Source organism: Streptomyces sp. NPDC017095 (assembly GCF_044332325.1).
In the GTDB taxonomy this organism is placed as follows: domain Bacteria; phylum Actinomycetota; class Actinomycetes; order Streptomycetales; family Streptomycetaceae; genus Streptomyces.
Window position 1 is genome coordinate 150805 of the sequence record NZ_JBIROU010000009.1, and the last position, 24027, is coordinate 174831.

Below are 24027 nucleotides of genomic sequence, written 5' to 3' on the forward strand. Positions count from 1 at the left end.
GGGGCCGCCCTTGGTTTGTCTAGGCCACATCCAGGGCGAGCTGGGACGGGCCGGGGCTCGCGGCGCCGGGGGCGAGGGTGGTGAGCAGCGCGCGGTAGGCGTAGATGGCCTGGTGGATGACGACGCCGTTGCCGAGGATCTTGAGTTGGTCGGAGCGGGACAGGCCCAGGTCCGGGCTGGTCACCCAGCCGGGATCGGCGCCCATCATCCACTCCACGAACGCCGGGGATAGGCGGCGGTTGTCCTTGGTGCCGGGTTCGGTCGGCTCCGGTGCGGGGCGCCCGAGTACGGCCTCCCAACGGCGGATGGCGGGCCCGTAGTCGGTGCCATTGGTGGCCACCCATCGGTTGTCCAGGCGTACGGCCTGTCCGGGGAGGTAGTAGTTCCCGGCCCGGTCGCGCTGGTTCGGGCCGCCGTGGGGTCCGTCCGATGCCTTGGGGGTGGGCAGGAGGTTGACCACGACTTCGTTCAGCGGTCGGGAGTTGGTCTCCAGCAGGTTGGAAGCGCCGGACTTCCAGTCGCGGGCCGCCGGGGTTGGCAGCAGGGTGACGGCGGTACGCAGGTTCATGCCGCCCTTGCGCCTGGGGGAGGTGCCGGGGCCGCCGGTTCCGTCGGCGGCGGCCGGGGTGGGCAGCAGGGTCATGTGTCCGTCGGGGGCAGCAAGAAGACCACTTCGTCCTCCAGCGTGGGCCCGTGCCCGCCGGCGCGGCGCTTGTCCGGGTGCTGGGGCCCGCCGTTGCGTCCCAACTGGGAGGTGGGGGTCTTCAGCAGCGGGATACGCGACGGCGAACCAGCGGTCCCGCCGGTGGGGGGCGCCGATTTCGGGATCTCCAGCTCGTAGGCACATCCACCGCGCGTCATACCCGCACGCGGCCAGGTCCGCGGCGACGACATCGAGGCCCCGGCTTCGGAGGGCGGCGACGTTTTCCAGGAAGACGAGTCGGGGTCGAAGGTGGCGAATGGCGTGGGCGACGGTTTTCCACAGTCCCGAGCGGTCACCGGCGATTCCTCCCCGAGGTCCGGCGTTGGAGATGTCCTGGCAGGGGAAACCGGCGGTCAGAGCTGCCGGGCGCGGCAGTGAGGCGGACAGTGCCGGCCAGTCGACGGCCTTGATGTCACCCACGTTGCGGGCGTGGGGCAGACGGGCGGCCAGCAGCCGGGAGGCGGCCGGGTCCTTCTCGCCGACGATAGCCGTGGGCAGGCCGGTGACGGCTTCCACGGCGAGGTCCAGTGCACCGGAGCCGGTGCACAGGCTGATGTTGCCGCCCTCTACCGGCGCGGCGGAATGCGTCATGCTGGGTGTCTCCAGTTCCTTGACGGGTTCTGGCTGACAAGGGCGGCCCCGGACTTTGGCGAGACGGGGGCCGCCCTTGGCGTTGTTAGAAGGGGGGTTCGTTGCTGTAGCCGCCGGGCGGAGTGCGCCGTGTCCAGGACGGCAGGGGGAGCAGGAGCCAGCGGCGGGTGTCGTTCCAGCAGGTGCAGGGGTCGAAGTCGCTGCCGTCGTATTCGCCGTCGGGGGTGGTGTAGTCCCAGGTGTGTCCGCCGTTGCCGTGGCACAGCGGACAGTCGGGGCGGGGGGTGTCCACGATGGCGAGGGCCCGGCGGGTCCAGTCGATGACCTTGATGCGCGGTCGCATGGTTGTCCTCCGGTTCAGCGTGCGGAGGGGTGTGCGATGACGACGGCGGTCGCGTCGTCCCGGTAGCCGTCTGTCTCGCGCGCGGCGGCTACCAGGGCCTCGGCGAGTGCCTGCGGGTTGTCCTCCAGCTCGCGGACCAGGGTCTTCATGACCTCCGGTTTCACCTGGTCGTGGACGCCGTCCGTGGTGAGGATGAGGAGCTGGTCGCGGACGCCGGCGGTGTAGACGGTGCCGATCGTGGCCCGGGCGAGGCTGGTGCGGAGCCAGTTGTCGTGTTCGCGGGCGATCTCCAGGGCCACCCCGTTGGCTCGGAGTTGGGCGCCGACGGTGTGGTCGTCGGTATACAGCTCCAGCCGCTGGCCGTTCCAGCCGTACGCGCGGGCGTCGCCGGTCCAGTTGATGACGGTGATGTCGTCGCCGGGGATGACGCGGGCCGCGACCGCGACCGCGTCGGCCTCGTCGTCATCGGCGCCCGGCTCAGCGATCAGTTCGGCGGCGGTGAGGAGTCCGGCGAGCGGCCCGCGGCGGGCGGAGATCCGGGCGGCGACTGCGGCGAGCAGGGGCGCCGTGGCGGAGGTGCGGGGGCCGTGGCCGATGCCGTCGATGACGGCCGCACCGACCGTGCCGTCGGCAAGGACGTGGACCGTGGCCGCGTCGGCGTTGTCGGCGGCCGTGCCCTCGCGGGTGGCGAGTCCCGTGATGATCACGTTGCGTCCTTTCAGCCGTGCAGTTCGGTGTGGGTGCGGGCGATCAGGCCGTGGGTGTGGGTGGTGGTGTGCTCCTGGCGGACGGGGCCGGTGTAGTGGTGATGGTGCACGTTGGGCACCACGTCCTTGGCGCGGCGCAGCACCCGGGCGAGGGCGAGGATGGGCACGGCGATGGCGGCCGGGGCGGAGCAGATCAGGCCGATGACGGTCGGGTCGGCGTGCTCGGAGGCGATGAGCAGGCCGATGGCGATGAGGCCGGGCGGGACGGTGGCCAGGCCGGCGGTGAGCATGAGCCGGCCGGCGTCGACCGCGCGCTGCGACATGGGCGGCGTGCCCGGCTGCACGACCGGCGGCGTGCTGCCGTAGGCGGGCACGGGCGTGGTGTCCCGGTAAGCGGTCGGTACCGCGGGGGCGGGCCGGTAGGCGTCGGCGATGATCCGGCGGGCCTCGGCGGCGGCTTCCGTGTCGGTCATCGGGAGGGGGTGGGTGGGGTGGTTGGGGCGGTTCACGGAGTGTCCCTCCGGAGTGGGCCGCGGCTCCTCGCGTCGGGGTGTGACGTGAGGGTCGCGGGCGGGCTTCAGACGGTGTGACGCGGGTGTGGCGGGCCGGTGTGACGGTGCGTCACACCCGCGTCTGCCTAGGGGTTTGGGTGTGACGGGCCCGTCACGTGTGACGGGTGTCAGGCGGCGGCGAGGGCGGGGACGATGCGCCACCGACCGGTGGTGTTCGTCGCCTCCAGCCGCCCCTCCAGCGCGGCGTCCTTGAGCCGCTTGGAGACCCAGGAGCGGGAGAGGTTGTTACGGTCGCACCAGTCCATGAAGTCGACCGGGCCCACGACCATCTGGCCGGCCTGCTCGAACTCCTCCAGCGCGAGCGCGAACAGCTGCCGGGCCTCGTCGGGGGACGGCTTGCGTCCGGTCTCCTGGCCGAAGATCGGGGCGTCGTCCCCTTCCTCGGCGCCCGGCAAGTCGGCTTCGGGGTCGATACCGGCGTCCTCGGGGTCGACCAGCAGCCCGTGCCCCTGTCCGTCGCTCATGTCGTTGTCTCCCTGTACGGCGGCCAGCCGCGGCCTGCCCGCGGCCGGGGTGGGGTCGGGGGCGGTGCGGCCGGTGTAGGCGCGACCGGCGACCGCGGTCACCGCTCCGGCCGTGACCGGGTCGGCGGTCGCGCCCTCGCGCAGTGCCCACGCCGCCAGCTGCTCCATGAGCGCAGCAGCTTGGACGGGGAAGGCGAAGGTGCGGCCCGGGGAGGGGTAGCGGTCCTCGGGGATGCCCGGGGAGACGACGTAGCAGTAGCCGGGTCGCCGGTTGCCCCACGCCCCGGGGTGGGCGCCGGCGTCGATGACCGCCTCGGGCAGCGAGAACCCCTCGTCGCGGGGGTCGCAGCCGAGCGCGATCACGGACGGCAGGGAGGCCCGGGTACTGGTGGACATCTGGTCGTACGAAGGACGCTGGAGGGACACCACCAGAGAGACGCCGGCCGAGCGGGCTTCCTGCGCGATGCCGGTGAACGCGTCGTCGCCGAGGTTGCGCAGGGTGTTCGCCGCCTCCTCGAACCAGGCGACCAGGAACGGCATGCCGGGGCAGCCGCACGGCCGGCCGTCGGGGCGGCAGGTGTGCTCGCGGCTGGTCTGCTGCTCGGCTGCCTCAGGGACCCACTGCCGGTAGCCGTGGGCACCCAGCCAGCGGGTACGGGCGGGGATGACGGCCTTGACCGCCTCCACCATGACTTCGGTGTCCGCCCCGCCTTCCGCCGACCAGTCCATGGCGGGCCGCAGCGGGGCGAAGTCCTGGAACGCCTTGGGGTCGGACACCCACAGCAGCACGTCCCGGCGGGAGAGGATCTCCGTCTGAAGGTTCAGCGCGGTTTCGCCCTTGCCGGACCCGGTCCCGCCCGCGATCAGGACGTGGGTGCTGTTCCGCTTGGCCTCCGGGTCGCCCGGCAGCCAGATGACGAGCGGGGAGCCGTCGTCGTACCGGCCGATCACCAGCGGTTCCGCGATGGAGCCCCCCAGATTCGAGGGTCCCTCGTACTCCGCCGGCTGCGCGAGCATGTCCTCGGGGACGATGACCAGCTCGCCACGCCGGCTGGAGTCCGGCGAGGGGAGGTAGCGGACGGCGGAGACGGGAAGGTCCAGCGCGGACGCGATCCGGGCCAGGGCCTTGGACACGTCGTCGTTGGTCTGCTCACCCGGCTCCAGCGACAGCGGCGCGGTGACCCGGTTCGGCTCCACCTTCGCCTGCCCGATCTGCGCGCGGGCCAGACCGACCTTCTCCAGCAGCCCCTTGTCGGCGCCGCCCGTCTGCGGGTCGGTGTCGTTGCGGCGCAGGACCATGCGGACGTTCCACGACAGCGCCACGACGGGCCCGCCCATCAGGAACAGGTCGTCCAGCGGGCCGGTGGTGGGTCCGGCGAGGCAGGCCGCGGTCACCCACGCCGACCCCGCTGCCACGGTGATGGCCGAGTGCAGCCGGCGCTGCTGACTGGTCGACTTCCCCGCCCACCACGTCGCCCCCGTCAGGGCGACGGAGGCGAGGGTGAGACCGACGCCGGCCCCGGCGGAGGCTTCCCACCGCAGAGAGCCGAGCGCACCCGCCAGGCCGGTCCCGGCCCAGCCGAGCCAGGGCGGAAGGTGCGGCTTGACCCGGTTGAGCAGGTAGACGCCCACGCTTCCGCCCGACCCGTTGGTGAACGGGTCGGGCAGGTAGGCGGCCGTCCCGTCGTGGCCGTAGGCCACCGAACGGCTGTTGCGAGCCATGAACGCTCACCCCTTCCCTACTGCTGGGCCCAGTTCATGACCGGCTGCTGCGGCCGGCGGGCACGGTGACGGACGCGGTTGATCTCTTCCTCGTACTCCTGCTGGAAGGCCGCGTAGCAGGCGGCGGCGTTCTTCGCGGCGTCCCGCAGGGCGTCCGCGGACCGCTGCATCTTGCGGGCCACCTTCTGGGCCCGGATGCGCGAGCCGAACGCCCGCCCTTCCGGGTCGGGCACGGCCGCCAGGACGCCCTTCATGATCTCGGCGCCCATGGCCACTTCGATGGACAGCGTCACCGCGGCGGCCCGCAGGGTGTTGCAGTACTGCCGCACCTGAGCCGGCGAGGTGAACTCCGGTGCCGGCAGCAGTCCTTCGGCGTGGGGGCGACGCCCGCCGCCGCTGCTGGCGCGGTGGTTGTTGGTGGTCCGGTTGATGGTGACGTTCACGGGGGGCGCGAACGAGCTGCCCATGGCGCCGACGAAACCGCCGGCCGCGGCCCCGACGTTGGCGAACTTGTTCGACTTCGATCCGTCGGCGCTGCTGCCGCCGCGGCTGTTGGTGGAGGCCATTGATCGGCTCCTTCGCAGGTCAGTGGGTGCGGCGGACGATGAGCCAGGCGGTCTGCGCGGTGCCCCAGATCAGCAGCCACAGCAGGGCGAGCGGGCCGGTCAGCGGGCCGAACCCGGTCGCGGCGGCGAACCAGGACAGGGCCAGCGTCGCGAGCAGGGCCAGAGCGATGCGCCAGGCCAGGACCGAGCCGGTCCCGGGGCGGCGGCGCTGGGCGAGCAGCACCCACACGGCCGGGCCGGCGGCGAGGACGGCGAGGAGCAGGCCGGTCCGCGGCGCCTGGGCGTGCAGCAGTCCGGCCGCGGCGAGGGCGAGCAGGGCCCAGCCGGTCGGCGCGAGGGCGCCGCGGTGGCGCCACAGCATGCGGCCCGCCCACCCGGCAGCCTCGCGGGTGAGGGAGGGCTGCTCGGGAACGACGATCACGAACGGCTGGGCGCCGCGGCGCCCGCGCTGGCGGGGGATGTGAACGGTGTGGACGCCGGCGGCCGACTTCAGGCCGCGGGCACGGGAACGGCTGGACACAGCGGATCTCCTCATCGGGAGGCAGTCAGGTGGGGTGTGCTGTGCTTCAGGCCGCGGCGGCCTGGTCGTCCGGGAAGGCGCACGCAACGCACGCGCCGAGCGCGGCCGGGATGACGTATCCGGCATCCCGGCGGCACTCGGGGCAGGTGCGGCGGGCGGTGTTCGCCCGCTCCAGCGCGGCCCACTTCGCCGGGGTCATCGGCCGCACCGGCTTGGCCTGGTCGATGCGGTAGAGGTAGGCGACCAGCGGGCCCCGGCGCCGGCGCGGCCGTTCGAGCTGCGCGGCCACGTCCTGTCCGCCCGGCCGAAGACCGGCCGCGCGCAGTTGCCGCAGCGTGGCCAGCCCGTCAGGGGCAAGGCGCCAGGGGTAGACGGGGAGGGTGGCCATCAGCGGCCCGCGATCGCGAGTTCAGCGCCGCCCGTGGCGGGGTCGCGGTGTTCGGCGTAGCGGGTGGAGACCCACCCGACCGACCAGCCGCACAGCTCCGCCGCCTGCCGCACCGACAGCCCGACGCCGAACGCGGCGGCCACGATCGCGCGCGCTTCGTCCTCGGGCAGCTTGCCGGCAGCCGGGCCGCGCTCAAGCAGCGCGGCGCGTTCACGCTCGGCCCGCTCCTCGCGCTCGCGCTGTTCACGGCGTTCACGCTCGGCCCGCTCCGCAGCCTCCCGCTTGCGCCGTTCAGCAGCCTCCCGCTCGGCGCGCTCACGCTCGCGCTCGCGCTGTTCACGCTCGCGTTCACGGCGTTCACGTTCCTCGCGCTCCGCCGCCTCACGGACAGCCCGCTGCTCCTGCTCCTCGCGCCAGCGCCGCTCCTCCCGCTCCGCCTGCTCGCGGGCCAGAGCGGCTTCGTGTTCACGCTGTTCACGCGCCAGCATGGCGGCGTGCTCGCGCTCCTCCCGGGCTTGCCGGCGGGCGGCTTCCTCCCGCTCACGGGCCGCTTGTTCGGCCCGCTCCCGCTCGGCCCGCTGCCGCTCCTCCAGCACCTGCACGGCGGCGGTGATGGCACGGCGGTAGGCGAGTCCCGCCTCCGCGCTGACGATCAGCAGCAGCGGCGCCACGGCGTGTACGGCCACCCCGACCAGGTCTTTCGCCAGCGCGGAGTCGGCGGTGTTCAGGGCCAGGGTCATGGCGCCGGTCATCCACCGCAGCATGATCGGCCACCGGCCGCCGTGCCCACCCAGGCGGGCCAGCACCGAATCCAGCCGGACCACGATCACCACCGCAGCGTCCACCACCAGGGGCAGGATCGGTGCCGTCCAGTCCCACTCATCAGCGGTGTGGGCGGACATCAGCGGCGTGACGGTCAGGATCGAATACAGCATCGCGCCGCACACGATCAGCCACGTGCCCACCGAGAGCGCGCGCTCCGCTGAACGGATCTGAACACCGTTCATGCGTCCACCCCCGTGCGTGTACGCACCCGAGTGGCGGCGATCAGCATCACCGGTGACGCCGGGTCGTCGGGGTCCTGGCTGTCCTCGGTCCACTGCCACGCGGCGCCCGGCAGCGGCTCGAAGCCCAGCACGCTGAGCGCCTGCGCGCGCTCGGTGAACGTCGGCACCGGCAGCGCACGGTCGAAGCCGTACTCGGGCCACTGCTCGGTCGTGTTCAGCAGCACCACGTACAGGCGCCAGCAGCCCCTAAGCGTGGACAACTGCGCCGTGAACTCCTCCGCTATCACGCCGCCTCCCCACGGTGCGCGATGTGGGTGCCGGGGCGTCCCGCGCGGCGGCCGGCCGCCGTGGTGCAGCGCTGCTCGGTGGCACCCGGGTAGTTCCAGCCGCCGCCGGTGCGCTTGGCCGCGTACATCGCCTCGTCCGCCAGCCGCAGCAGGACCGACAGCGACTCCGGGCCCGCGCGGCGGACATCCGGGAAAAGGTCGCTGGACAGGGCGGCGCCGATGGAGGCTCCGAGGACGAGGTCACGGCCGCCGTGGCGGAACGGGGCGGCGATCTCGCCGTGCAGGCCGCTGAGCAGCCACGGCAGTGAGACCGGGTCGGCCAGCGGCACGACGGCGGCGAACTCGTCGCCACCGAGACGAGCTGCAACCGCTCCGTGCTGTCCGGCCAGCGCGCCGACGAAGCTGCCACCCACGAAACGGATCGCCGCATCTCCCGCGGCGTGCCCGAAGGTGTCGTTCAGCGCCTTGAAGCCGTCCAGGTCGACCAGCACGACCGCCGTGTGCGGGTTGCGGGCCAGCAGCCGGGCAGCGCGCCGTTCGAACGGGGCCCGCGTCCACAGCCCGGACAGCGGGTCCCGCCGCGCGGCCGACACGCACCGACGCATCCACAGCCCGTGGATACCCCACCCGCCGGCCAGCGGTCCCGCGGCCGACAGCATGGCAAGCAGGTCATTCATGCCGCACCCACCGGCTGGTTCGCCGCGGCCGTGCGGTTGGCCACGGCCGCCCGCTCGTTCAGGACCCGCGTCAACGCGCGGCGCAGACGCCGGGTGTCCAGCTCGGTCGGCGTGCGGTCCAGGGTGATGATCTGCGCGTCCAGCAGGTCGACGTCCGCCAGGATCAGCGGCATCTCCTGCTCGATCGCGTCCAGCTCCGCGCTGGTGGGCTCCCGCCAGTCCTCGAACGCAGTAACAGCGTCCTGAAGTGTGACGATGAGGTCCATGGGTCGTGGTTCCTCTCCAAGGGTGAACGGCCCGAACAGCGGCTCCGGTGTTCCAGCACCGGAGCCGCGCGCCGTTGAAGTCGGAAGATCCGGCTCCCCACGCCCCGCCCGTACGGACGCCACGCGGTACGCGGGCCCGGACAGGCGAGGGAGGCAACCGGCCGCAGCGCTAGCCGCCGCGGTGGCAGGGAGAAACGGACCGGATCGGCCGCAGGCGAGGAATCACCCACGACGTACTGGCGCCCGCCGGCCGGTCCGTCGCGGCGGCGCCCAAAGTCTTCGTTGGTGCACTGGGCACCTCATCATCCGAGGGTCAAAAGGGGTCAAGCACTGCAAGGGGGACCGCGTCCCCACTCTCCGGCCGTTGCTCGCGGTCGCCGGGCCACCTCGCCAGTACGGGCCGAAACCCTGTTCTGCCTGGCCTTCAGCGGGATTGCAGCGTCCCCGCCTTCTGCGCATGCGGCATGAAGCCGCCGAGCCGAGTTGTTGCGTTCGGCTGTGCAGTACCTGTTTTACAGGTACTGCATGAGGGTCCGTCAAGTGGGCCGGCGGAACCTCTTGGTCTCGCGCCGGGACTTCTTGGCGCACACTCAGAATCGCCGCAGGTCAGGGGAGTTCGTTACCACCAGCGTGGACAGCTCTGGGACTTCTGGCTACGGTCAAGAAGTCCCTAGACATCCCAACGGGGGTGCAGATGTCGAACGAGCGGTTACGGTCGGCCCTTCTTGCCCGGGGCATGACCGTGCAGAGCCTCGCTGAAGCGATCGAGGTCAACCCGAAGACGGTCGAACGCTGGATCACGCAGGACAAGGTGCCGTATCGGCGCCACCAGTACGCGACAGCGGCCGTGCTCAAGGTCGACGTGACGACGCTATGGGAAGACGGCCGGACCGTCGACAGCGCGACGGATCTGACGAAGGCCGAGATAGCGACCGTCTACCCGCACCGGCACACCGTTCCGCCGGGGCTGTGGCGAGAGCTGTACGGCCGCGCCGAGCGGCACTTGGACGTGCTCGTGTACTCCGGACTGTTTCTCTCGGAGGACCCTCTTTTCCACAACCTGCTGAAGGCGAAGGTGGAGGCCGGGGCCCAGGTGCGCATCTTGCTCGGTGACCCTGGCTGCGCGGCCGTCCGGCAACGGGGCATTGACGAGGGCCACCAGATCATGGACGGCAAGATCCGCAACGCCTTGCATCTGTACCGCCCGCTCATGCGCAGCCACCCGGACATCGGCTTCCGGCTGCACGACTCGACGCTCTACAACTCCATCTACCGCGCCGACGACGAGATGCTGGTGAACCCACACGTGTACGGCATCGGTGCCTACATGGCGCCCGTTCTGCATCTCCGCCGGCTACCAGGTGGGGGATTGTTCGACACGTACGCCAATAGCATCGATCACACGTGGGAGAACGCCCGCCCGGTCACCGACCAGGACATAGCCAGCATCACGGGAGCCTGAACCATGGGACGCATCGACTACCTGCACGACCCCGACGCCCCGCGGGCCAACTCGGTCGTGCCGTCCGTCGTCGCCTTCGTCCAGAACGACGCCGGCCAGGTGCTCATGATCCAGCGGTCCGATAACGGGCGCTGGGCATTGCCGGGAGGCGGTCACGACGTGGGCGAGTCCATCAGCGACACCGTTGTGCGCGAGGTCTGGGAAGAGACCGGGATCAAGGTGGAAGTGGTCGACGTGTCCGGGCTCTACACGGACCCCGGACATGTCATGCAGTACGACGACGGCGAGGTGCGCCAGCAGTTCAGCATCTGCTTCCGGGCGCGGCCGGTCGGCGGTGAACTCCGCACGAGTAACGAGACGACGCAGGTCCGCTGGGTGGACCCAGCGGACCTGGCGGAGCTGGACGTGCACCCCACGATGCGCCTCCGCATCGAGCACGCCCAAGACAAGGCGCGTACGGCTCCCTACATCGGCTGACGCTTGGCGGCGCCGACGCGTTGGAGCACGCGGGACGTGCACGCAAGGATCTCGGGTTCGGCCCGGCGGATAAACGTCCCGATGAGGCTGTCCGGCCCGTACCGCCCCGTGATCTCGTTGATCCGATCGATCGGGTTCGTGGGCGTGCCGTCCGGCGTGGTGTTCATGTCGCAGTAGCAGAGCGCGTCGTTCAGGTGCTCCTGCTCGCGAGGAAACTCGGACTCCAGCTCCGCGCGCATGCCGCGGGCTTCCGCCTCCATCCAGGCGCAGGAGTGGTGAGCGACCAGGTTGATGACCCGCTTGTCGGCGCCGGCAACGTCCCGGAGGTAGCGCGCGCCGTCCAGCGGGTGAAAGCCGGTCTTGGCGAGGTCCGGCGCGTAGCCGATGTCGTGCAGGACGGCGGCAGCCTCCAGCAGGTCCGCGTCCTGGTCAAGAACGAGCGCGATCGTGCGCGCCCTCTCGGCGACCCCGAGACAGTGATTCCAGCGCCGCGGCAGCGGTTCGGCGAGCAGGGACTCGGCCAGGAGGTAGGCCCACTCGGTCAAGGTCGGCAAGCTACGAACGCTCCTCTCGTGTCGGCACGGCGCGAACCGTCCGCACCTTGCCCTGTCCGCCCCCCGCCAGCACGCCGGCGGCCTCCAGCTTCTCCAGGGCCTTGGTCACCGTGGGGCGGGAAACGTCAAACCGCTGGGCCAGTGATGAAGCACTCGGGAACGCGTCCCCCGCCTGAAGCCCGTCAGTCGTGATGACATCCGCGATTCGCTCGTGGAGGGGGCGCCGGTCGACTCGCGCCTCGGACCGAACGACGCGCCAGCGTGCCCCTGGCGTGGGTTCAGCTAGACCTTCCTGCCGCAACACGCCGTACGCGCGGATGGCGACCCCGCGCGAGACTCCGTGTTCGCGCATGACCTCGGACAGGGACGGCAGCTCGGTCACCTCCGGATTGCCCTCGATCAGAGCCCTCACCGAGTCGGCAACCTTCAGGAAGGTCCCCCGAGGGCTGGCCTGCTCCGACACCCGTTCTCCCCTCTGCCGACTGCTGGCGGGATCAAGGGTCGCACGTCCTTCAGTCCGGGCGTAGGGCTCAACCGCGTGTGGCGCGGTCCGTGCCGCAACACGCGCAGCAGATTTAGTGATCTAAATCACATAGTTTTCCTCTGTCGGCTCGCTGTCTAAGTAACGTCGGGCAAACGGCGCTGGGGGGAGAGCTGCGATGTGCTTGCCGGATGTTCCCCTGCCGGTCGTTAGCTCCGTCTTGTGCCTATCTGGCCGCGGGGTGACTTGCCCAGTGCCTGACCTCGGGCGACATGGCAACTACGTCTTCCGGGTTACGCCTTTGCATCGCTAATGACTTGCGCGAAGTTAGCCCTAGTTAGGTCGAACTGGCCAAGCTAACGGAAACAAGGATGCGTCTCGGTAAATTCGCAAATCGCAATCTGCTTCTCTAGTTGAGATGTGGAATTGCGATCGTTTCCGCCCTCGCCCCGTGCTTGCCCGCCTATGCTTAAGGCGGTTCCTATCAGAGGTCCCTTGAAGTCGTTCGCCTCACCGGAGGCGAACCCCTGAGTTGTACTCAGGGCCACTCCGAGGACGGAAGGAGGGACCAGGTGGCCGAGGAGCAATCCGACGACGGTCGCTGCGCGCGGTGCGGACGCCGCCGGTCGATTCGGCAGGCGGTCGTGGACTGGGTGCCGGTGATCGCCGTGGTCATCAAGGAAGTGGTGCAGTACCTCTCGTCTTGACAAGGCGACACGAACCCGGCGGAGGGCTCGACCAACGAGCCCGACCGCTAGCAGGTCGGCCGGGCTCGTGATCTGTACCCCTTCGGGGCCTGACGCTGTGACAGCAGCGTTAGGCCCTTCCTTGTCTCTCAAGACTTTGAGGGTCAAGCACTGACTCTACCCCTCTAGGCATTGCCATGCCATGCCTGAAGGGGTGCAGCAGCACTCTCTTGCCTCTAAGCGGTATCAGCGTCAAACATTTAGCGCTGGTGCGCTCCGAGGTGCCTGACTAGGTAATTTGTGCACAGCGGTGCGTCAAATGTTTGACGCCCCTCAGCGCGGCGCGCAGCGTGGCCCGCGGAGGGGGAGCATGAGTGGCGGGTTCGATCACGATGCCGTCAGGAGTGTTCAGCCGAATTGTTGAAGGCCGAACGGGATCGCCGCGTCCCGAGACGAGCGTCGCCCAGGTGGCTGTGACTGGGAGGGCATGCGAGGGGCACCGTACGTGGCGTATGGACGATGAGTGGACGGAAGAGGGCCACAAGCCCGCCATGCCGGCTCTTTCCGCTGTTCAGGCAGCACTCCCTTAGTCATCGCTGTGCAGACTGTAAATCTGCCGGCTCAGCCTTCCCAGGTTCGAATCCTGGCGCCGCCACACGGGAAACAAGGGCCCGTGACCTGCGTACACAGCAGGTCACGGGCCCTTGTCGTATGGGCGGGGCCGGGTCAGGCGGGTGGGGTGGGGCGTAGGGCCAGCAGGGCGATGTCGTCCGTGGTGTCGCGGCCGAACTTGATGATCATTTCATCGCAGAAGACGTCGAGCGGGGCCCGCGCCTGGGCCGCGGTGTGGCGGCGGAGCCTGGTCATCGCGTCGTCGAGTGATTCCCCGCGCCGTTCGATGAGGCCGTCCGTGAAGAACAGCAGGGTGGAGTGCGGCGGCAGCGGGTCGCGCGCGGAGAGGCGGGGCATGCCCGGGTCCATGCCGATCAGCAGGCCCCGGCCCGTGTCCAGGTAGCGGGTGTCGCCCTCCCGGGTGGTCAGCAGGGGCGGCAGGTGGCCGGCGGAGGAGTGGTGCAGGCACACCGTGCCGCCCTCGCTCTCCACCAGGCCGTACACACAGGTGGCCGTGAACTGCGGGTTCAGGGTGTCGCTCGCCAGGTCCAGGCGGCGCAGGACCTCCCCGGGCGGCTCCGGGCGGTCGACGGCGATACCGCGCAGCATGTTGCGCAGGCCGCTCATGGCGACCGCGGCTTGGAGGTCGTGCCCCGACACGTCACCGATGACCAGCGCGATGTCGCCGCTGGGCAGCACGAAGGCGTCGTACCAGTCGCCGCCGACCTCGGCGGTGGTGCTGGAGGGCACGTAGCGGGCGGTCAGCTCCAGACCTTCGGCGCGCGGCAGTTCGGGCAGCAGCGCGCGCTGGAGGTGTTCGGCGTTGGAGCGGGCGTGCTGGTGCAGCCGGGCGTTGTCCACCCCGAGCGCGATGGCGCGGACCAGCTCCGCGATCAGCGGGACGTCCTCCTTGGCGAACGGGTGCTCCTCGTCGGTGCGGACCATCGTCAGGGCGCCGAAGACCTCCCGCTGGGCCCGTAGCGGAGCGACGACGGCGCTGCTCGCGCCCAGCCGCTCCACCAGTTCCCCTTGCCGGACGTCCAAGGGGCTGCGCGGGTGACCGGGCGGCGAGACGTCGGTGACCAGCAGCGGGCCCGCACCGCGCAGCACCCTGGGCAGCGAACCCTGGGTGATGTCGGACACCGGCGGCAGCCTGCCGACGTGCACGCCGACCAGCACCTGGGGATCGCGGTGGACGACGCAGATCCGCTCCAGCCGCCCGCGCTCGTCGACGAGGTCCGCCACGCACCAGTCCGCCAGCTCCCGGGTCAGCACCTGGCACACCCGCCGCAGCCGCTCCTCCGGCTCCAGGGTGCTGGTCAGCGCGATGCCGATGTCGGCGAACAGGGACAGCCACTCCGGTGCCGCCGTCTCCGTGCTCACCGTCCGCACCTTCCTGGTGGCCGTCGGCAGGTGCACCGGGCCCGGCACCGGCCGCGGTTCGGCCCGGCCGTCCGGTGGCGGGTCCGGCGGGGCCGGGGGAGCGGTCGTCGTGGCGAGCTGGGCGACGAACACCGTGCGTCCGTCGATCGTCTCCTGGGTCTGGATGGAGAGGCGGATGGGAATCACCCGGCCGTCCCGGTGCAGCGCGGGGACCGGTATCGGACGGCCCAGGATGCGGGACTCGCCGGTGAGCAGCAGCGAGGTGAACGCCGTCACATGGCGCTGGCGCAGGTGCTCGGGCATGAGCACGGTCAGGCGCTGCCCGACGAGTTCGTGCGCCGGCCAGCCCAGCAGGCTCGACGCGGCGCTGTTCACCGCGACGATCCGGTTGCCGTCGTCGGCCGCGATGGTCGGCACCATGGCGGCGTCCACCTCCCGCGCGTCCCAGGGCGCCAGATCCGTCGGGTTGGTGCCCGGGGAGCCGGCGATCTGTGTCCACGCGGTGGGACGCCTGCCGGCCGGCTGGTCGGCGATCTGGTCGAGCAGCCAGTGCCGGAAGGCCCGGATCTGCGGAAGCGCCGGCAGGGTGAGCAGGCTTCCCTGCTGTGCCGCCGCGTCGGCCACGTCGAGGACCCGGCCCAGGGTCGCCATCCGGGACGCGGCGTCCACCGGGAACGCCACCCGCAGGGAGAGCGTCGGGCTGTCGAGCGTCTCGTGCTCCAGCGCCGCCGCCATGGAGGCGCTGACGAGGTTGCCCATGTCCTGGGCGACGGCCAGGTCCGCCGGGCGCACGCCGGTCCGGGAGGCGGCGGGCGGGAGGAGGGCCAGCTCGCGCAGCAGCCCCTCCCACTGCTGCTGGGCGGCCCGGTACAGGGCGTACGGTACGTCGTTCAGCGTCACGGAGAAGGTCCGGCCGGGCGGCGCCACGGGCTCCCACGCGGGCGCAGGTGCCGCCGGTGCCGCCGGTGTCCCGGGCCACAGCTCGAACCAGACGGTCTTGCGGCCCTCACCGCCGTACACGCCGTGGCGGGTGGCCAGCTCCTCGACCAGGACCAGGCCCCGGCCGGTACAGGCGTAGGGGTGGCCGGGATGCGGCACCAGCCCGAGATCCGGGCGGTGGTCGCCGACCCGCACCTGGACCCGGCCCCCGGCGGCCCAGGCCAGCACCTCGATCTCGGTGCGCGCGTGGAGGACCGCGTTGGTCACCAGCTCGCCCGTCAGCAGCTCGGCGGTGTCCGCCATGTCCGGCGCGACGCCGTCCAGCACGGACCGTACGAACCTCCGGGCCGGTGCGACGTTCTCCGGCACCGGAGACAGGCGCCGGGACGGCACTCCCGGCGGAAGAGGACTGCCCATACCGGCTGGGTGCCCAGAACGCTCGTAACCAAAAGGACGGAGATCGCCAAAAGCCGTGCCCGTTGCCGTCCCGCCCGAGGGCGTCCCCTAGAATCGAACGTATGAACGAGTATCGGCTGTCGACGAGTAGCGGGATGCCCGAATGACCGGCCCGGGTGCGCGCCCGGACGGTCCGGACGATGCTGGAGCCATGGCCGGGAAACGACCCATCATCGTGCACCTGCCGTCCCCGACCGGCGGTCGCCGCGTACGGGTCGACGGCGAGATCCTCGGCCTCGCGCACGGCGTGCGGGACCTGGTGGAGTTCCTGCGCCGGGCGGGGCTGGAGATCGAACCGGAAGAGGTGGCCGACTCGCCGCTGATCGACTGGCGGGGCGTGGGTCCCGACCGCTGGGAAGCGGAGACCCGCACCTGAACCGCGCCTCCGCCCGCGCGGGCGGGGACACGCGGGCGGCCGGTTCCGGGCACACTGGCGGCATGTCCTCCCGCCGCAGAACCTGTCCCGTGTGCCACCGCGACATCGCCGTCGTCGCGGGCCGCTTCGCGCGGCACGACCCGCCCGGCACGCGGGCGAGCGGCGAGCTGGTCTCCTGCGCCGGGTCCCGACAGCCGGCCCAACTGGGCGCGGTACAGCCCGCCCTGGACGGCTACGCCGTACCGGACTTCCCCGGACAGCTGCCTCTGTTCTGAGCGTTGACGGTCCGACAGCGGGCCGGTCCGACAGCAGACTGGTCCGACAGCGGACCGTTAGCGGCCCGACACGGTCCGGCGGCTGGAGGTCCGGCGGGCCGGCTCAGTTCCCGGCTACCGACTTCACCGCGACCGACACCGGCGTCGAACCGCTGATCAGCTCCAGCGTGAGCCCCGCCGTCGCCGGCGTGTCGACCAGCTCCGCGAGGACGGCCGCCACGTCCTCGCGGGGGATCGCGCCGCGCCCCGTGTGCGCCTCCATGCGGACCAGGCCGGTGCCCGCCTCGTCCGTCAGCGAACCCGGGCGCAGGATCGTCCAGTCCAGGGCTTCCTGGCGCGCGATGTACGCGTCGGCCTCACCCTTGGCGCGCAGGTACACGTCGAAGACGTCGTCGCCCTGGTGCGCCGGGTCCGCGCCCATCGAGGACACCACCAGGAAGCGCCGCACGCCCGCGCGTACGGCCGCGTCCGCGAACAACACCGCCGCGCCCTTGTCCACCGTGTCCTTGCGGGCCGCCCCGCTGCCCGGGCCCGCGCCGGCCGCGAAGACGGCCGCGCCCGCGCCCCGCAGACACTCCGCGACCTCCTCCGCCGACGCGGACTCCAGGTCGAGCACGACCGGTTCGGCGCCGGCCGCCCGCAGATCGTCGCCCTGTTCCGCCGTGCGGATGATGCCCGCGACCTCGTCCCCGCGCGCGGCGAGCAGACGCTCCAGCCGCAGCGCGATCCGACCATGACCACCAGCGATGACAATGCGCATGACTCCGACCGTACGCCCGAAGCGCCGTGACCGCCGCACGGGTTGGCCTGCGCGGCCGGACCGTCACCCGCCCCTCACGACAACTCCCCGCGCCCCTGCCGGGGCAGCCCGAGTTCCGCCGCCGCCGTCGAGGAGCCGCAGTACTCGCGCACCGCGCTGGTACGGGCCACCACGCGGCCCCGGTGCACCACGATCCGGCTGTAGCCCAGGGAGAGCGCCCCGGCCAGCCGGTCGCCGCGTACGGCGAGCAACTCGGCGGGAAAGCCCGCCTCGAGCCGTACCTCCGGCAGGCCCAGCACCGCGCGGGCCGACCCGGACACCGCGTCGTAGGCGTCCTCCGGGCGCAGGCCGTGGACGGACGCGAGGAGGTACGCCGCCTCCAGCGGGTCGCCGCGGCCCACGGGGTTCGCGATGTCGCGCAGGGCCCCGCTCCCGGCCGCCACCCGCACCCCGGCCGCGCGCAGCAGCCGTACCGGCGCCGCGCCCCGCCGGTCCGCACCGCCGCAGCCGCCCTGGGGCAGGCACACCACCGTCACGCCCGCCGCCGCGAGCTGGTCGGCGGCGCGCGCGGCGGCCTCGGCGGGCAGGCGCGCGAGACCGGCGCACGGCCCGATCGTCACGCCGGGGCGCAGGCCCCCGGCCATCGCCGCGAACCGGGACAGCCGGGCCGGGTCGGCCGCGTCCGTGTGCAGATCGACCGGAGAGCCGTACTCGGAGGCCAGCTCCAGCACCGCCTCCACGTAGCCGGCCGGATCCGGGTCCAGGTCCGGGCAGCCGCCCACCGCCGAGGCGCCCATCTTCAGCGCGTCCCGCAGCATCGCCAACCCGTCGGCGCCGGCCGCCCCGGTCAGCAGCCGCGGCATCGCCACCGCGGTCAGCTCCGCGAGCCCCCGCAGCGACCGCCGCGCCTGGAGCACCGCGCCGAGGGCGCCGAGCCCCTGGACGTCGCCCACGCGCACGTGCGCGCGCACCGCCGTCGCCCCGTGCCCGAGCTGGAGCAGGGCCGCCTCCGTCGCCCGGCGCTGGACGTCCTCGGGGGCGTACGACACCGGCCCGGGGTGCTCGGCGGACAGCGCGGTGTCACCGTGGGCGTGCGGTTCGGCCGGGGCCGGCAGGAGCAGGTAGCCGCTCAGGTCCACGCGCGTGACTCCCGCCCGGGCCGGACCCGGCGCGAGGCTGCCGGCCGTGCCCACCGCCTCGATGCGCCCCCCGCCCAGCCGCACGTCCACGGTCCGGCCGTCGGTGAGCCGCGCCCCGCAGAGCAGCACGGCGCCCTGATCGGCCGGCCCCGAAGACCCCGAGGGCCCCGAAGGTCCGGACGAGTCCGAAGACCCCGACGAGTGCGACGAGTTCGACGAGTTCGGCGGCGGTTGCGGCTGCGGCTGGCTGTCGGGCATCGCGCTCCAGGGGCGGGGCAGGGGCTCGGGCGGGCCGGCGTGAGGGTTCGGGGCGCGAATCGCCCCGAGATCACGCAGGGCGAGTCGAGCCTAGGGTCGGGAGCACCGGGAGCCGCGCAGGAGCGCAATAGTCGTACCGGCGTGGTCCGCGCCAGGGCAGCCCCGCCGCGCCCCAGCCCGCCGCGCCCCAGTGCCGCGGCGCCCTCGCGCACGGGCCCTTACGCCCGCCCCGCCGCCCTCGCCTGGCCCGCAGGGCCTGCGCCCGCCGCGCCGTGCACGCCGCGCGCGGGCCCCCTGCGCGGGCCCGCCCGGCTTGCGGGACCCGCGTCTGCCGCGCCGTGTTGCGCGCGCCGCGTAGGGGTCGCCTGCGTGGGACCTGCCCCGCGTACGGGCCCCTGCGCGGGTCCCGCCCGACGCATGGCCAGCTCGGCTGGCAGAGGCCGCGCCCCGCCGCACCCCGCCGCACCCCGCCGCGCACGCCGCGTGACGGCCCGCCCCGCGCGTGGCCCCCTACGTGCGCCCCGCCACTCGGGTCACGGACGAATCCTCTCCGCGTGCCTCGCCGGTCTCGCCCCGCTCGCGGGGGACCTGCGCCTGCCGCGCCGCGCACGCCCACGGGCCCGCTGCGGGCTCCGCGCTACGCGCCTCGCGCATGGCCCTCGCACGGGCGCCGCGCCGCTCGGGCTGCGGACCAATGCCCTACGCCCGTCCCGCCGCTCGCGCCGCGCACGGGCGTGCACCTCACCGCTCGGGCCGCAGGCCAACCCCTGCGTGTGCCCCGCCGGTTAGCGTCGCTCGCGAGCCCCTGGGCGCGCCCCGCCGCTCGCGCCGCCCATGGACCCCTACGCCCGTCCCGCCCCGCTCGCCGGACCCTGCGCCCGCCGCGCCGCGCGCGCCACGCATGGCCCCCGCACCCGCCCCGCGCACGGCCCTCCGCGCCTCCCCCCGCCACTCACCCCGGCGCGCGGTGCGGCCGTTCCGGATGGGGCTCGGGGGATTGCCGGGTGGCCTGGGTGGCGGTCCCGGTGGGGGGCGGGATACGGATTTGGGCGAACGGCGGCGGACCGTGTAATGTCTTCATCGCTCGCCCCAATAGCTCAGTCGGCAGAGCGTCTCCATGGTAAGGAGAAGGTCAACGGTTCGATTCCGTTTTGGGGCTCTGGTGTGAGAGGTTCCCGCCGCAAGGCGGGGGCCGATCTCATCAAAGCGGTGTAGCTCAGTCGGTAGAGCAAGCGGCTCATAATCGCTGTGTCACCGGTTCAAGTCCGGTCACCGCTACTGACAGTAGCCGATTGCGGGGTCGGTCCTTCGATCGGCTACTCTTTCTTGCGTTGAACCAGTCCATCCGTTCGTCTTAGGAGCACTCACGTGGCTGCCACCGACGTCCGCCCGAAGATCACGCTGGCCTGCGTGGAGTGCAAGGAGCGGAACTACATCACCAAGAAGAACCGGCGTAACAACCCGGACCGTCTTGAGATGAAGAAGCACTGCCCGCGTTGCAACGCGCACACCGCGCACCGCGAAACGCGATAAAACAGGCTCGTCCGTGAGGCCGTCCCCTTCCGAGGGGGCGGCCTCACGGCGTTTTCCGTGTCAGGGGTCCGCGAGCCTCCCTCGGCTCTCCGCCCCCTTCCCCGCTCGGTTTCCGGTTAATTTGGGCCCACCACAGCAGAGATCAGGAGGTGCCGGGCCATGGCGCTCGACCAGTCCTTCGTAGGACGGACGTACCCGCCCACCACGCCGTACGAGGTGGGCCGGGAGAAGATCCGCGAATTCGCCGAGGCGGTGGGCGAGACCAACCCGGTGTACACGGATCCCGAGGCCGCCAAGGCATTCGGTCACTCCGACGTGATCGCCCCGCCGACGTTCGTGTTCTCCATCACGTTCCGGGCCGCCGAGCAGGTCATCCACGACCCGCAGCTGGGGCTGGACTACAGCCGCGTCGTGCACGGCGACCAGAAGTTCGCCTACGCCCGCCCGGTGCGCGCCGGCGACCGGCTCACGGTCACCTCCACCATCGAGGCGATCAAGTCCCTCGCGGGCAACGACATCCTGGACATCCGCGGCGAGGTGCACGACGAGGCCGGCGAGCGCGTCGTGACCGCCTGGACCAAGCTGGTGGCCCGCGCGGCCGGGGAGGCGTGAGGAACCGATGACGGCGAAGATCGCGTACGACGACGTAGAGGTCGGCACCGAGCTGCCGGCCCAGAGTTTCCCCGTGAAACGCGACACCCTCGTGCGCTACGCGGGTGCCTCCGGGGACTTCAACCCGATCCACTGGAACGAGAAGTTCGCCAAGGAGGTGGGCCTGCCGGACGTCATCGCGCACGGCATGTTCACCATGGCCGAGGCGATCCGCGTGGTCACGGACTGGATCGGCGACCCGGGCGCGGTCGTGGAGTACGGCGTCCGCTTCACCAAGCCCGTCGTCGTCCCGAACGACGAGCAGGGCGCGCTGATCGAGGTCGCCGGCAAGGTCGCGGCCAAGCTGGACGACAACACCGTCCGCGTGGACCTCACGGCGACGAGCGGCGGCCAGAAGGTCCTGGGCATGTCCCGCGCGGTCGTACGGCTCGCCTGACGGCCGGACGGCACGCCGAAGCGGAGGTGTAGTCGTACGGCTCGCCTGAGGGTCGGACGGCATGCCGGAAGCAGAGGTACAGAGGTGAGGGGCGCTCGCAGCGGTCGGGCGCCCCTCACCCGTACCCGGGGCGCGCACTGCCGCCCAGTCCAGCCCGGCGTACGTGCCGCACACCCCGGCGTACGCCCGCCTGCGCCCCCGCTAATCTCCGCCCGGCAACCCGCATTGACCAAGTTAGTGATTGAGTACTAACTTAGCCGCATGCCCAGGATGAGCGCAGAGGAGCGGCGCGAGAGCGTCGTCCGCGCCGCGACCGCCGAGTTCGCGCGCGGCGGATACCACGGCACCACCACGGAGGCGATCGCCCAACGGGTCGGTGTCTCGCAGCCGTACCTCTTCCGGCTCTTCCCGGGCAAGAAGGCGATCTTCCTGGCGGCGGTCGAACGCTGCATGGAGGACACCGTCCGGACCTTCGTGGAGGCCTCGCAGGGGTTGCGGGGTGAAGAGGCGCTGCACGCCATGGCGAACGCGTACACCAAGGTCATCGCGGAACAGCCCGAGCGGCTGATGCTGCAGATGCAGATGTACGTCGCCGTGTCGGCGGCCGAGGAAGAGGGCGACCACGAGTTCGGCGAGAAGGTGCGCGCCGGCTGGATGCGGCTGTGGGACGCCGTCCATCTGCCGCTCGGTGCGAACGCCGAGGAGACGACCGTCTTCATGGCCTACGGGATGCTCATCAACTGCCTGGTGGCCATGGGTTTCCCGCCCGAACACCGGGTGTGGCAGACGATGTACCCGTCGGCCCGGCTGAAGGAACACCCGCCGGTCTGAGGCGGGACGGAGGGGCGCGGCCGCCTTTTTCCGGCCGCGAAAGTTAGTCATCCATTACTAACTTCATTCATCCCTTGGGGGGAAGAGATGTCGGATCGGACAGAGATACCCGGGCCCGGCGGCACCCGCGCACGCGCCGTGTGGGCCCTGGTCATCACCAGCGTGGCCGGGTTCATGGCGGCCCTGGACAACCTCGTCGTCACCACGGCCCTGCCCTCCATCCGCGAGGACCTCGGCGGCGCGCTGGACGACCTGGAGTGGACCGTGAGCGCCTACACGCTCACCTTCGCCGTCCTGCTGATGTTCGGCGCCGCGCTCGGCGACCGCTTCGGGCGCCGCCGGCTGTTCATCGCCGGCCTCGCCGTGTTCACCGGCGCCTCCGCCGCCGCGGCCCTGGCACCCGGCATCGGCTCCCTGGTCGCCGCCCGCGCGGTCCAGGGCGTCGGCGCGGCCGTGATGATGCCGCTCACACTGACCCTGCTGACCGCGGCCGTCCCCGCGGCCCGGCGGGGCACCGTGTACGGCATCTGGGGCGCCGTCAACGGGCTCGCCGTCGCCTCCGGGCCGCTGATCGGCGGCAGTCTCACGGAGCACGTCTCCTGGCACTGGATCTTCTGGCTGAACGTCCCGCTCGGCCTGGCCGCGCTGCCGCTCGCCCGGCTCCGCCTCACCGAGTCCCACGGCACCGGCGCCCGGCTCGACTTCCCCGGCACGCTGCTCGCCAGCGGCGGGCTCTTCGGGATCGTGTACGGCCTGGTCCGGGGGCCCGCCGACGGCTGGACCGACCCCGTGGTGCTGGCCTCGCTGAGCGCGGGCGGCGCGCTCCTCGCGGGCTTCGTCGGCTACAGCGCCCGCGCCGCCGCGCCCATGCTGCCGATGCGGCTGTTCCGCTCCCGCGCCTTCTCCGGCATCAACGCGGCCAGCCTGCTGATGTTCGTCGGGATGTTCGGCTCGATCTTCCTGCTCAGCCAGTACATGCAGGGCGTCCTCGGCTACTCGCCCACCGAGGCGGGGCTCAGGCTGCTGCCGTGGACCGGCATGCCGATGCTCGTCGCACCCGTCGCCGGGTTCCTCTCCGACCGGGTCGGCGGCCGGCCGGTCGTCGCCGCGGGCCTGTTCCTCCAGGCCGTCGGCCTCGGCTACCTGGCCGTAGTCGCCACCAAGGACGCCTCCTACGCCGCCCAGCTGCCCGCCCTGATCGTCAACGGCATCGGCATGGCCCTGTTCTTCGCGCCGGCCGCCAGTCTGGTCATGTCCAGCGTCCGGCCGCAGGAGCAGGGCATCGCCTCCGGGGCGAACAACGCGCTGCGCGAGGTGGGCGGTGCGCTCGGCATCGCCGTCATGTCGTCGATCTTCTCGGCCCAGGGCGGTTACGCGTCCGCGCAGAGCTTCGTGGACGGGCTGCGGCCCGCCCTCGTCACCGGCTCGGCGGTGGTCGCCCTCGCCGCGGTCGCCGCGCTGATGATCCCGGGCCGGGGCGCCGGGCACGGAGGCATCGGCAAGCCCGCCGCGGCGGGCACAGCGCAGACACCGGAACCGGCCCTGGAGCGGGCCGCCCGCTGACCGACCGCCCCGCGCCCCGCGCCCCGCGCCCCGCGCCGCGCGGGGCGTGGGGCGCGGCCCAGTCGACGGGCCCGCCGCGCCGCCGGCACCGTGCACGCGCCAGGACTCCCGGCCGTACCCACCGGGGTTTCGCCGGCGGCCGACACCGCGCACGCGCGCGGGGATGCCGTTGAACGGCGCGCCCCGCGGGGGGCGCGGGCCCACCGGGCCGGGCTGGCGCGCCCTCGACACCGCACGTGCGCCAGGAGTCCCGGCCGTACCCGTGCCGGGGTGTCGCCGTCGACCGGCATCGCGCACACCCGCGAGGACTCCGCTGTACGGCGCGCCCCGCGAGCCCGCAAGACCGCAAGACCGCGACGCGGCCCCAGTAAGCCGGGGCCA

General features: G+C 72.3%; 27 protein-coding genes, 3 tRNA genes and 1 pseudogene. 13 read left to right on the forward strand and 18 right to left on the reverse strand.

All coding sequences use genetic code 11. From position 1 onward, the window contains the following. Positions 1-19: 19 nt before the first annotated feature. The 13 genes and pseudogenes from ACH4OA_RS19615 to ACH4OA_RS19675 all read right to left on the reverse strand — a co-directional run bounded on the left by ACH4OA_RS19615 (position 20) and on the right by ACH4OA_RS19675 (position 8813). The gene (locus ACH4OA_RS19615; RefSeq protein ID WP_397970118.1) at positions 20-643 is read right to left on the reverse strand and encodes a hypothetical protein; all 624 of its coding nucleotides are present in this window, start codon (positions 641-643) and stop codon (positions 20-22) included. A gap of 177 nt (positions 644-820) precedes the next feature. Beyond that, a pseudogene (locus tag ACH4OA_RS19620) lies at positions 821-1294 on the reverse strand (DNA cytosine methyltransferase); the annotation flags it as partial. Between the two features lie 85 nt (positions 1295-1379). Further along, on the reverse strand, positions 1380-1637 hold the full coding sequence (locus ACH4OA_RS19625; RefSeq protein WP_397969948.1) for a hypothetical protein: 258 nt from the start codon (positions 1635-1637) through the stop codon (positions 1380-1382). Between the two features lie 14 nt (positions 1638-1651). Further along, positions 1652-2344 carry a SpoIIE family protein phosphatase gene (locus ACH4OA_RS19630; RefSeq protein WP_397969950.1) on the reverse strand — a complete coding sequence of 231 codons (693 nt, stop codon included), beginning with the start codon at positions 2342-2344 and terminating at the stop codon, positions 1652-1654. A gap of 11 nt (positions 2345-2355) precedes the next feature. Further along, a complete protein-coding gene (locus ACH4OA_RS19635; protein WP_397969952.1) occupies positions 2356-2817 on the reverse strand; it encodes a hypothetical protein in 462 nt (153 codons plus the stop codon). Positions 2818-3023: 206 nt separating this feature from the next. After that, complete coding sequence (gene traB / locus ACH4OA_RS19640; RefSeq protein ID WP_397969954.1) at positions 3024-5102, reverse strand: plasmid transfer protein TraB; 2079 nt, start codon at positions 5100-5102, stop codon at positions 3024-3026. Between the two features lie 17 nt (positions 5103-5119). Then, on the reverse strand, positions 5120-5668 hold the full coding sequence (gene traA / locus ACH4OA_RS19645) for a plasmid transfer protein TraA (protein ID WP_397969956.1): 549 nt from the start codon (positions 5666-5668) through the stop codon (positions 5120-5122). Positions 5669-5687: 19 nt separating this feature from the next. After that, positions 5688-6188 carry a hypothetical protein gene (locus ACH4OA_RS19650; protein ID WP_397969958.1) on the reverse strand — a complete coding sequence of 167 codons (501 nt, stop codon included), beginning with the start codon at positions 6186-6188 and terminating at the stop codon, positions 5688-5690. Positions 6189-6234: 46 nt separating this feature from the next. After that, the gene (locus tag ACH4OA_RS19655) at positions 6235-6576 is read right to left on the reverse strand and encodes an RRQRL motif-containing zinc-binding protein (protein ID WP_397969960.1); all 342 of its coding nucleotides are present in this window, start codon (positions 6574-6576) and stop codon (positions 6235-6237) included. Continuing rightward, positions 6576-7583, reverse strand: coding sequence for a DUF2637 domain-containing protein (locus tag ACH4OA_RS19660; protein ID WP_397969962.1), 1008 nt, complete (start codon positions 7581-7583; stop codon positions 6576-6578). The genes ACH4OA_RS19655 and ACH4OA_RS19660 overlap by 1 nt, the downstream gene beginning before the upstream one ends. Further along, entirely contained in the window at positions 7580-7843 is a 264-nt protein-coding gene (locus tag ACH4OA_RS19665; protein WP_397969964.1) for a DUF6303 family protein, read from the reverse strand. The genes ACH4OA_RS19660 and ACH4OA_RS19665 overlap by 4 nt, the downstream gene beginning before the upstream one ends. Positions 7844-7866: 23 nt before the next feature. Next, positions 7867-8547 (reverse strand): GGDEF domain-containing protein, encoded by a 681-nt coding sequence (locus tag ACH4OA_RS19670; RefSeq protein ID WP_397969966.1) that lies wholly within the window; start codon positions 8545-8547, stop codon positions 7867-7869. Continuing rightward, positions 8544-8813, reverse strand: a complete 270-nt coding sequence (locus ACH4OA_RS19675; protein ID WP_397969968.1) for a DUF6284 family protein — start codon at positions 8811-8813, stop codon at positions 8544-8546. Before ACH4OA_RS19675 ends, ACH4OA_RS19670 begins: the two co-directional genes overlap by 4 nt. 736 nt (positions 8814-9549) lie before the next feature. Between ACH4OA_RS19675 and ACH4OA_RS19680 the strand changes: the two genes are divergently transcribed. Both ACH4OA_RS19680 and ACH4OA_RS19685 read left to right on the forward strand, forming a co-directional pair. Next, entirely contained in the window at positions 9550-10275 is a 726-nt protein-coding gene (locus tag ACH4OA_RS19680; RefSeq protein ID WP_397969970.1) for an XRE family transcriptional regulator, read from the forward strand. Between the two features lie 3 nt (positions 10276-10278). Then, positions 10279-10752, forward strand: coding sequence for an NUDIX domain-containing protein (locus tag ACH4OA_RS19685; protein WP_397969972.1), 474 nt, complete (start codon positions 10279-10281; stop codon positions 10750-10752). On the opposite strand, the gene ACH4OA_RS19690 is transcribed toward ACH4OA_RS19685, so the two are convergent. Continuing rightward, positions 10740-11306 (reverse strand): HD domain-containing protein, encoded by a 567-nt coding sequence (locus tag ACH4OA_RS19690; protein WP_397969973.1) that lies wholly within the window; start codon positions 11304-11306, stop codon positions 10740-10742. The genes ACH4OA_RS19685 and ACH4OA_RS19690 overlap by 13 nt on opposite strands. A gap of 1 nt (position 11307) precedes the next feature. Further along, positions 11308-11769: a GntR family transcriptional regulator gene (locus ACH4OA_RS19695; RefSeq protein WP_397969975.1), complete on the reverse strand. Its 462-nt coding sequence runs from the start codon at positions 11767-11769 to the stop codon at positions 11308-11310. 590 nt (positions 11770-12359) lie between these two features. Between ACH4OA_RS19695 and ACH4OA_RS19700 the strand changes: the two genes are divergently transcribed. Beyond that, positions 12360-12494 (forward strand): hypothetical protein, encoded by a 135-nt coding sequence (locus ACH4OA_RS19700; RefSeq protein WP_397969976.1) that lies wholly within the window; start codon positions 12360-12362, stop codon positions 12492-12494. A gap of 553 nt (positions 12495-13047) precedes the next feature. Further along, positions 13048-13128: transfer RNA gene (locus tag ACH4OA_RS19705), tRNA-Tyr, on the forward strand. A 71-nt stretch (positions 13129-13199) separates the two neighbouring features. On the opposite strand, the gene ACH4OA_RS19710 is transcribed toward ACH4OA_RS19705, so the two are convergent. Further along, positions 13200-15824, reverse strand: a complete 2625-nt coding sequence (locus ACH4OA_RS19710; RefSeq protein ID WP_397969978.1) for a SpoIIE family protein phosphatase — start codon at positions 15822-15824, stop codon at positions 13200-13202. Between the two features lie 190 nt (positions 15825-16014). Between ACH4OA_RS19710 and ACH4OA_RS19715 the strand changes: the two genes are divergently transcribed. Further along, positions 16015-16239, forward strand: coding sequence for a hypothetical protein (locus ACH4OA_RS19715; RefSeq protein ID WP_365874344.1), 225 nt, complete (start codon positions 16015-16017; stop codon positions 16237-16239). A gap of 62 nt (positions 16240-16301) precedes the next feature. After that, on the forward strand, positions 16302-16514 hold the full coding sequence (locus ACH4OA_RS19720) for a hypothetical protein (RefSeq protein ID WP_365874342.1): 213 nt from the start codon (positions 16302-16304) through the stop codon (positions 16512-16514). Between the two features lie 103 nt (positions 16515-16617). Here the strand turns inward: ACH4OA_RS19720 and ACH4OA_RS19725 are convergent, their stop codons facing one another. Both ACH4OA_RS19725 and ACH4OA_RS19730 read right to left on the reverse strand, forming a co-directional pair. Further along, positions 16618-17274 (reverse strand): SDR family oxidoreductase, encoded by a 657-nt coding sequence (locus tag ACH4OA_RS19725; RefSeq protein ID WP_397938333.1) that lies wholly within the window; start codon positions 17272-17274, stop codon positions 16618-16620. A gap of 74 nt (positions 17275-17348) precedes the next feature. After that, entirely contained in the window at positions 17349-18671 is a 1323-nt protein-coding gene (locus ACH4OA_RS19730) for a hydrolase (protein WP_397969980.1), read from the reverse strand. Positions 18672-19757: 1086 nt separating this feature from the next. Between ACH4OA_RS19730 and ACH4OA_RS19735 the strand changes: the two genes are divergently transcribed. The 7 genes from ACH4OA_RS19735 to ACH4OA_RS19765 all read left to right on the forward strand — a co-directional run bounded on the left by ACH4OA_RS19735 (position 19758) and on the right by ACH4OA_RS19765 (position 23646). Further along, a tRNA-Thr gene (locus ACH4OA_RS19735) sits at positions 19758-19830 on the forward strand. 46 nt (positions 19831-19876) lie between these two features. Continuing rightward, a tRNA-Met gene (locus ACH4OA_RS19740) sits at positions 19877-19949 on the forward strand. A gap of 90 nt (positions 19950-20039) precedes the next feature. After that, positions 20040-20204, forward strand: a complete 165-nt coding sequence (gene rpmG, locus ACH4OA_RS19745) for a 50S ribosomal protein L33 (protein ID WP_003948671.1) — start codon at positions 20040-20042, stop codon at positions 20202-20204. A 159-nt stretch (positions 20205-20363) separates the two neighbouring features. Next, entirely contained in the window at positions 20364-20816 is a 453-nt protein-coding gene (locus ACH4OA_RS19750; RefSeq protein WP_365874337.1) for a MaoC family dehydratase N-terminal domain-containing protein, read from the forward strand. 7 nt (positions 20817-20823) lie between these two features. Continuing rightward, a complete protein-coding gene (locus ACH4OA_RS19755) occupies positions 20824-21252 on the forward strand; it encodes a MaoC family dehydratase (protein ID WP_397938328.1) in 429 nt (142 codons plus the stop codon). A gap of 261 nt (positions 21253-21513) precedes the next feature. Next, a complete protein-coding gene (locus ACH4OA_RS19760) occupies positions 21514-22083 on the forward strand; it encodes a TetR/AcrR family transcriptional regulator (RefSeq protein ID WP_397938326.1) in 570 nt (189 codons plus the stop codon). A 174-nt stretch (positions 22084-22257) separates the two neighbouring features. Next, positions 22258-23646, forward strand: a complete 1389-nt coding sequence (locus tag ACH4OA_RS19765) for a DHA2 family efflux MFS transporter permease subunit (RefSeq protein WP_397946807.1) — start codon at positions 22258-22260, stop codon at positions 23644-23646. The last annotated feature ends 381 nt before the right edge of the window (positions 23647-24027 follow it).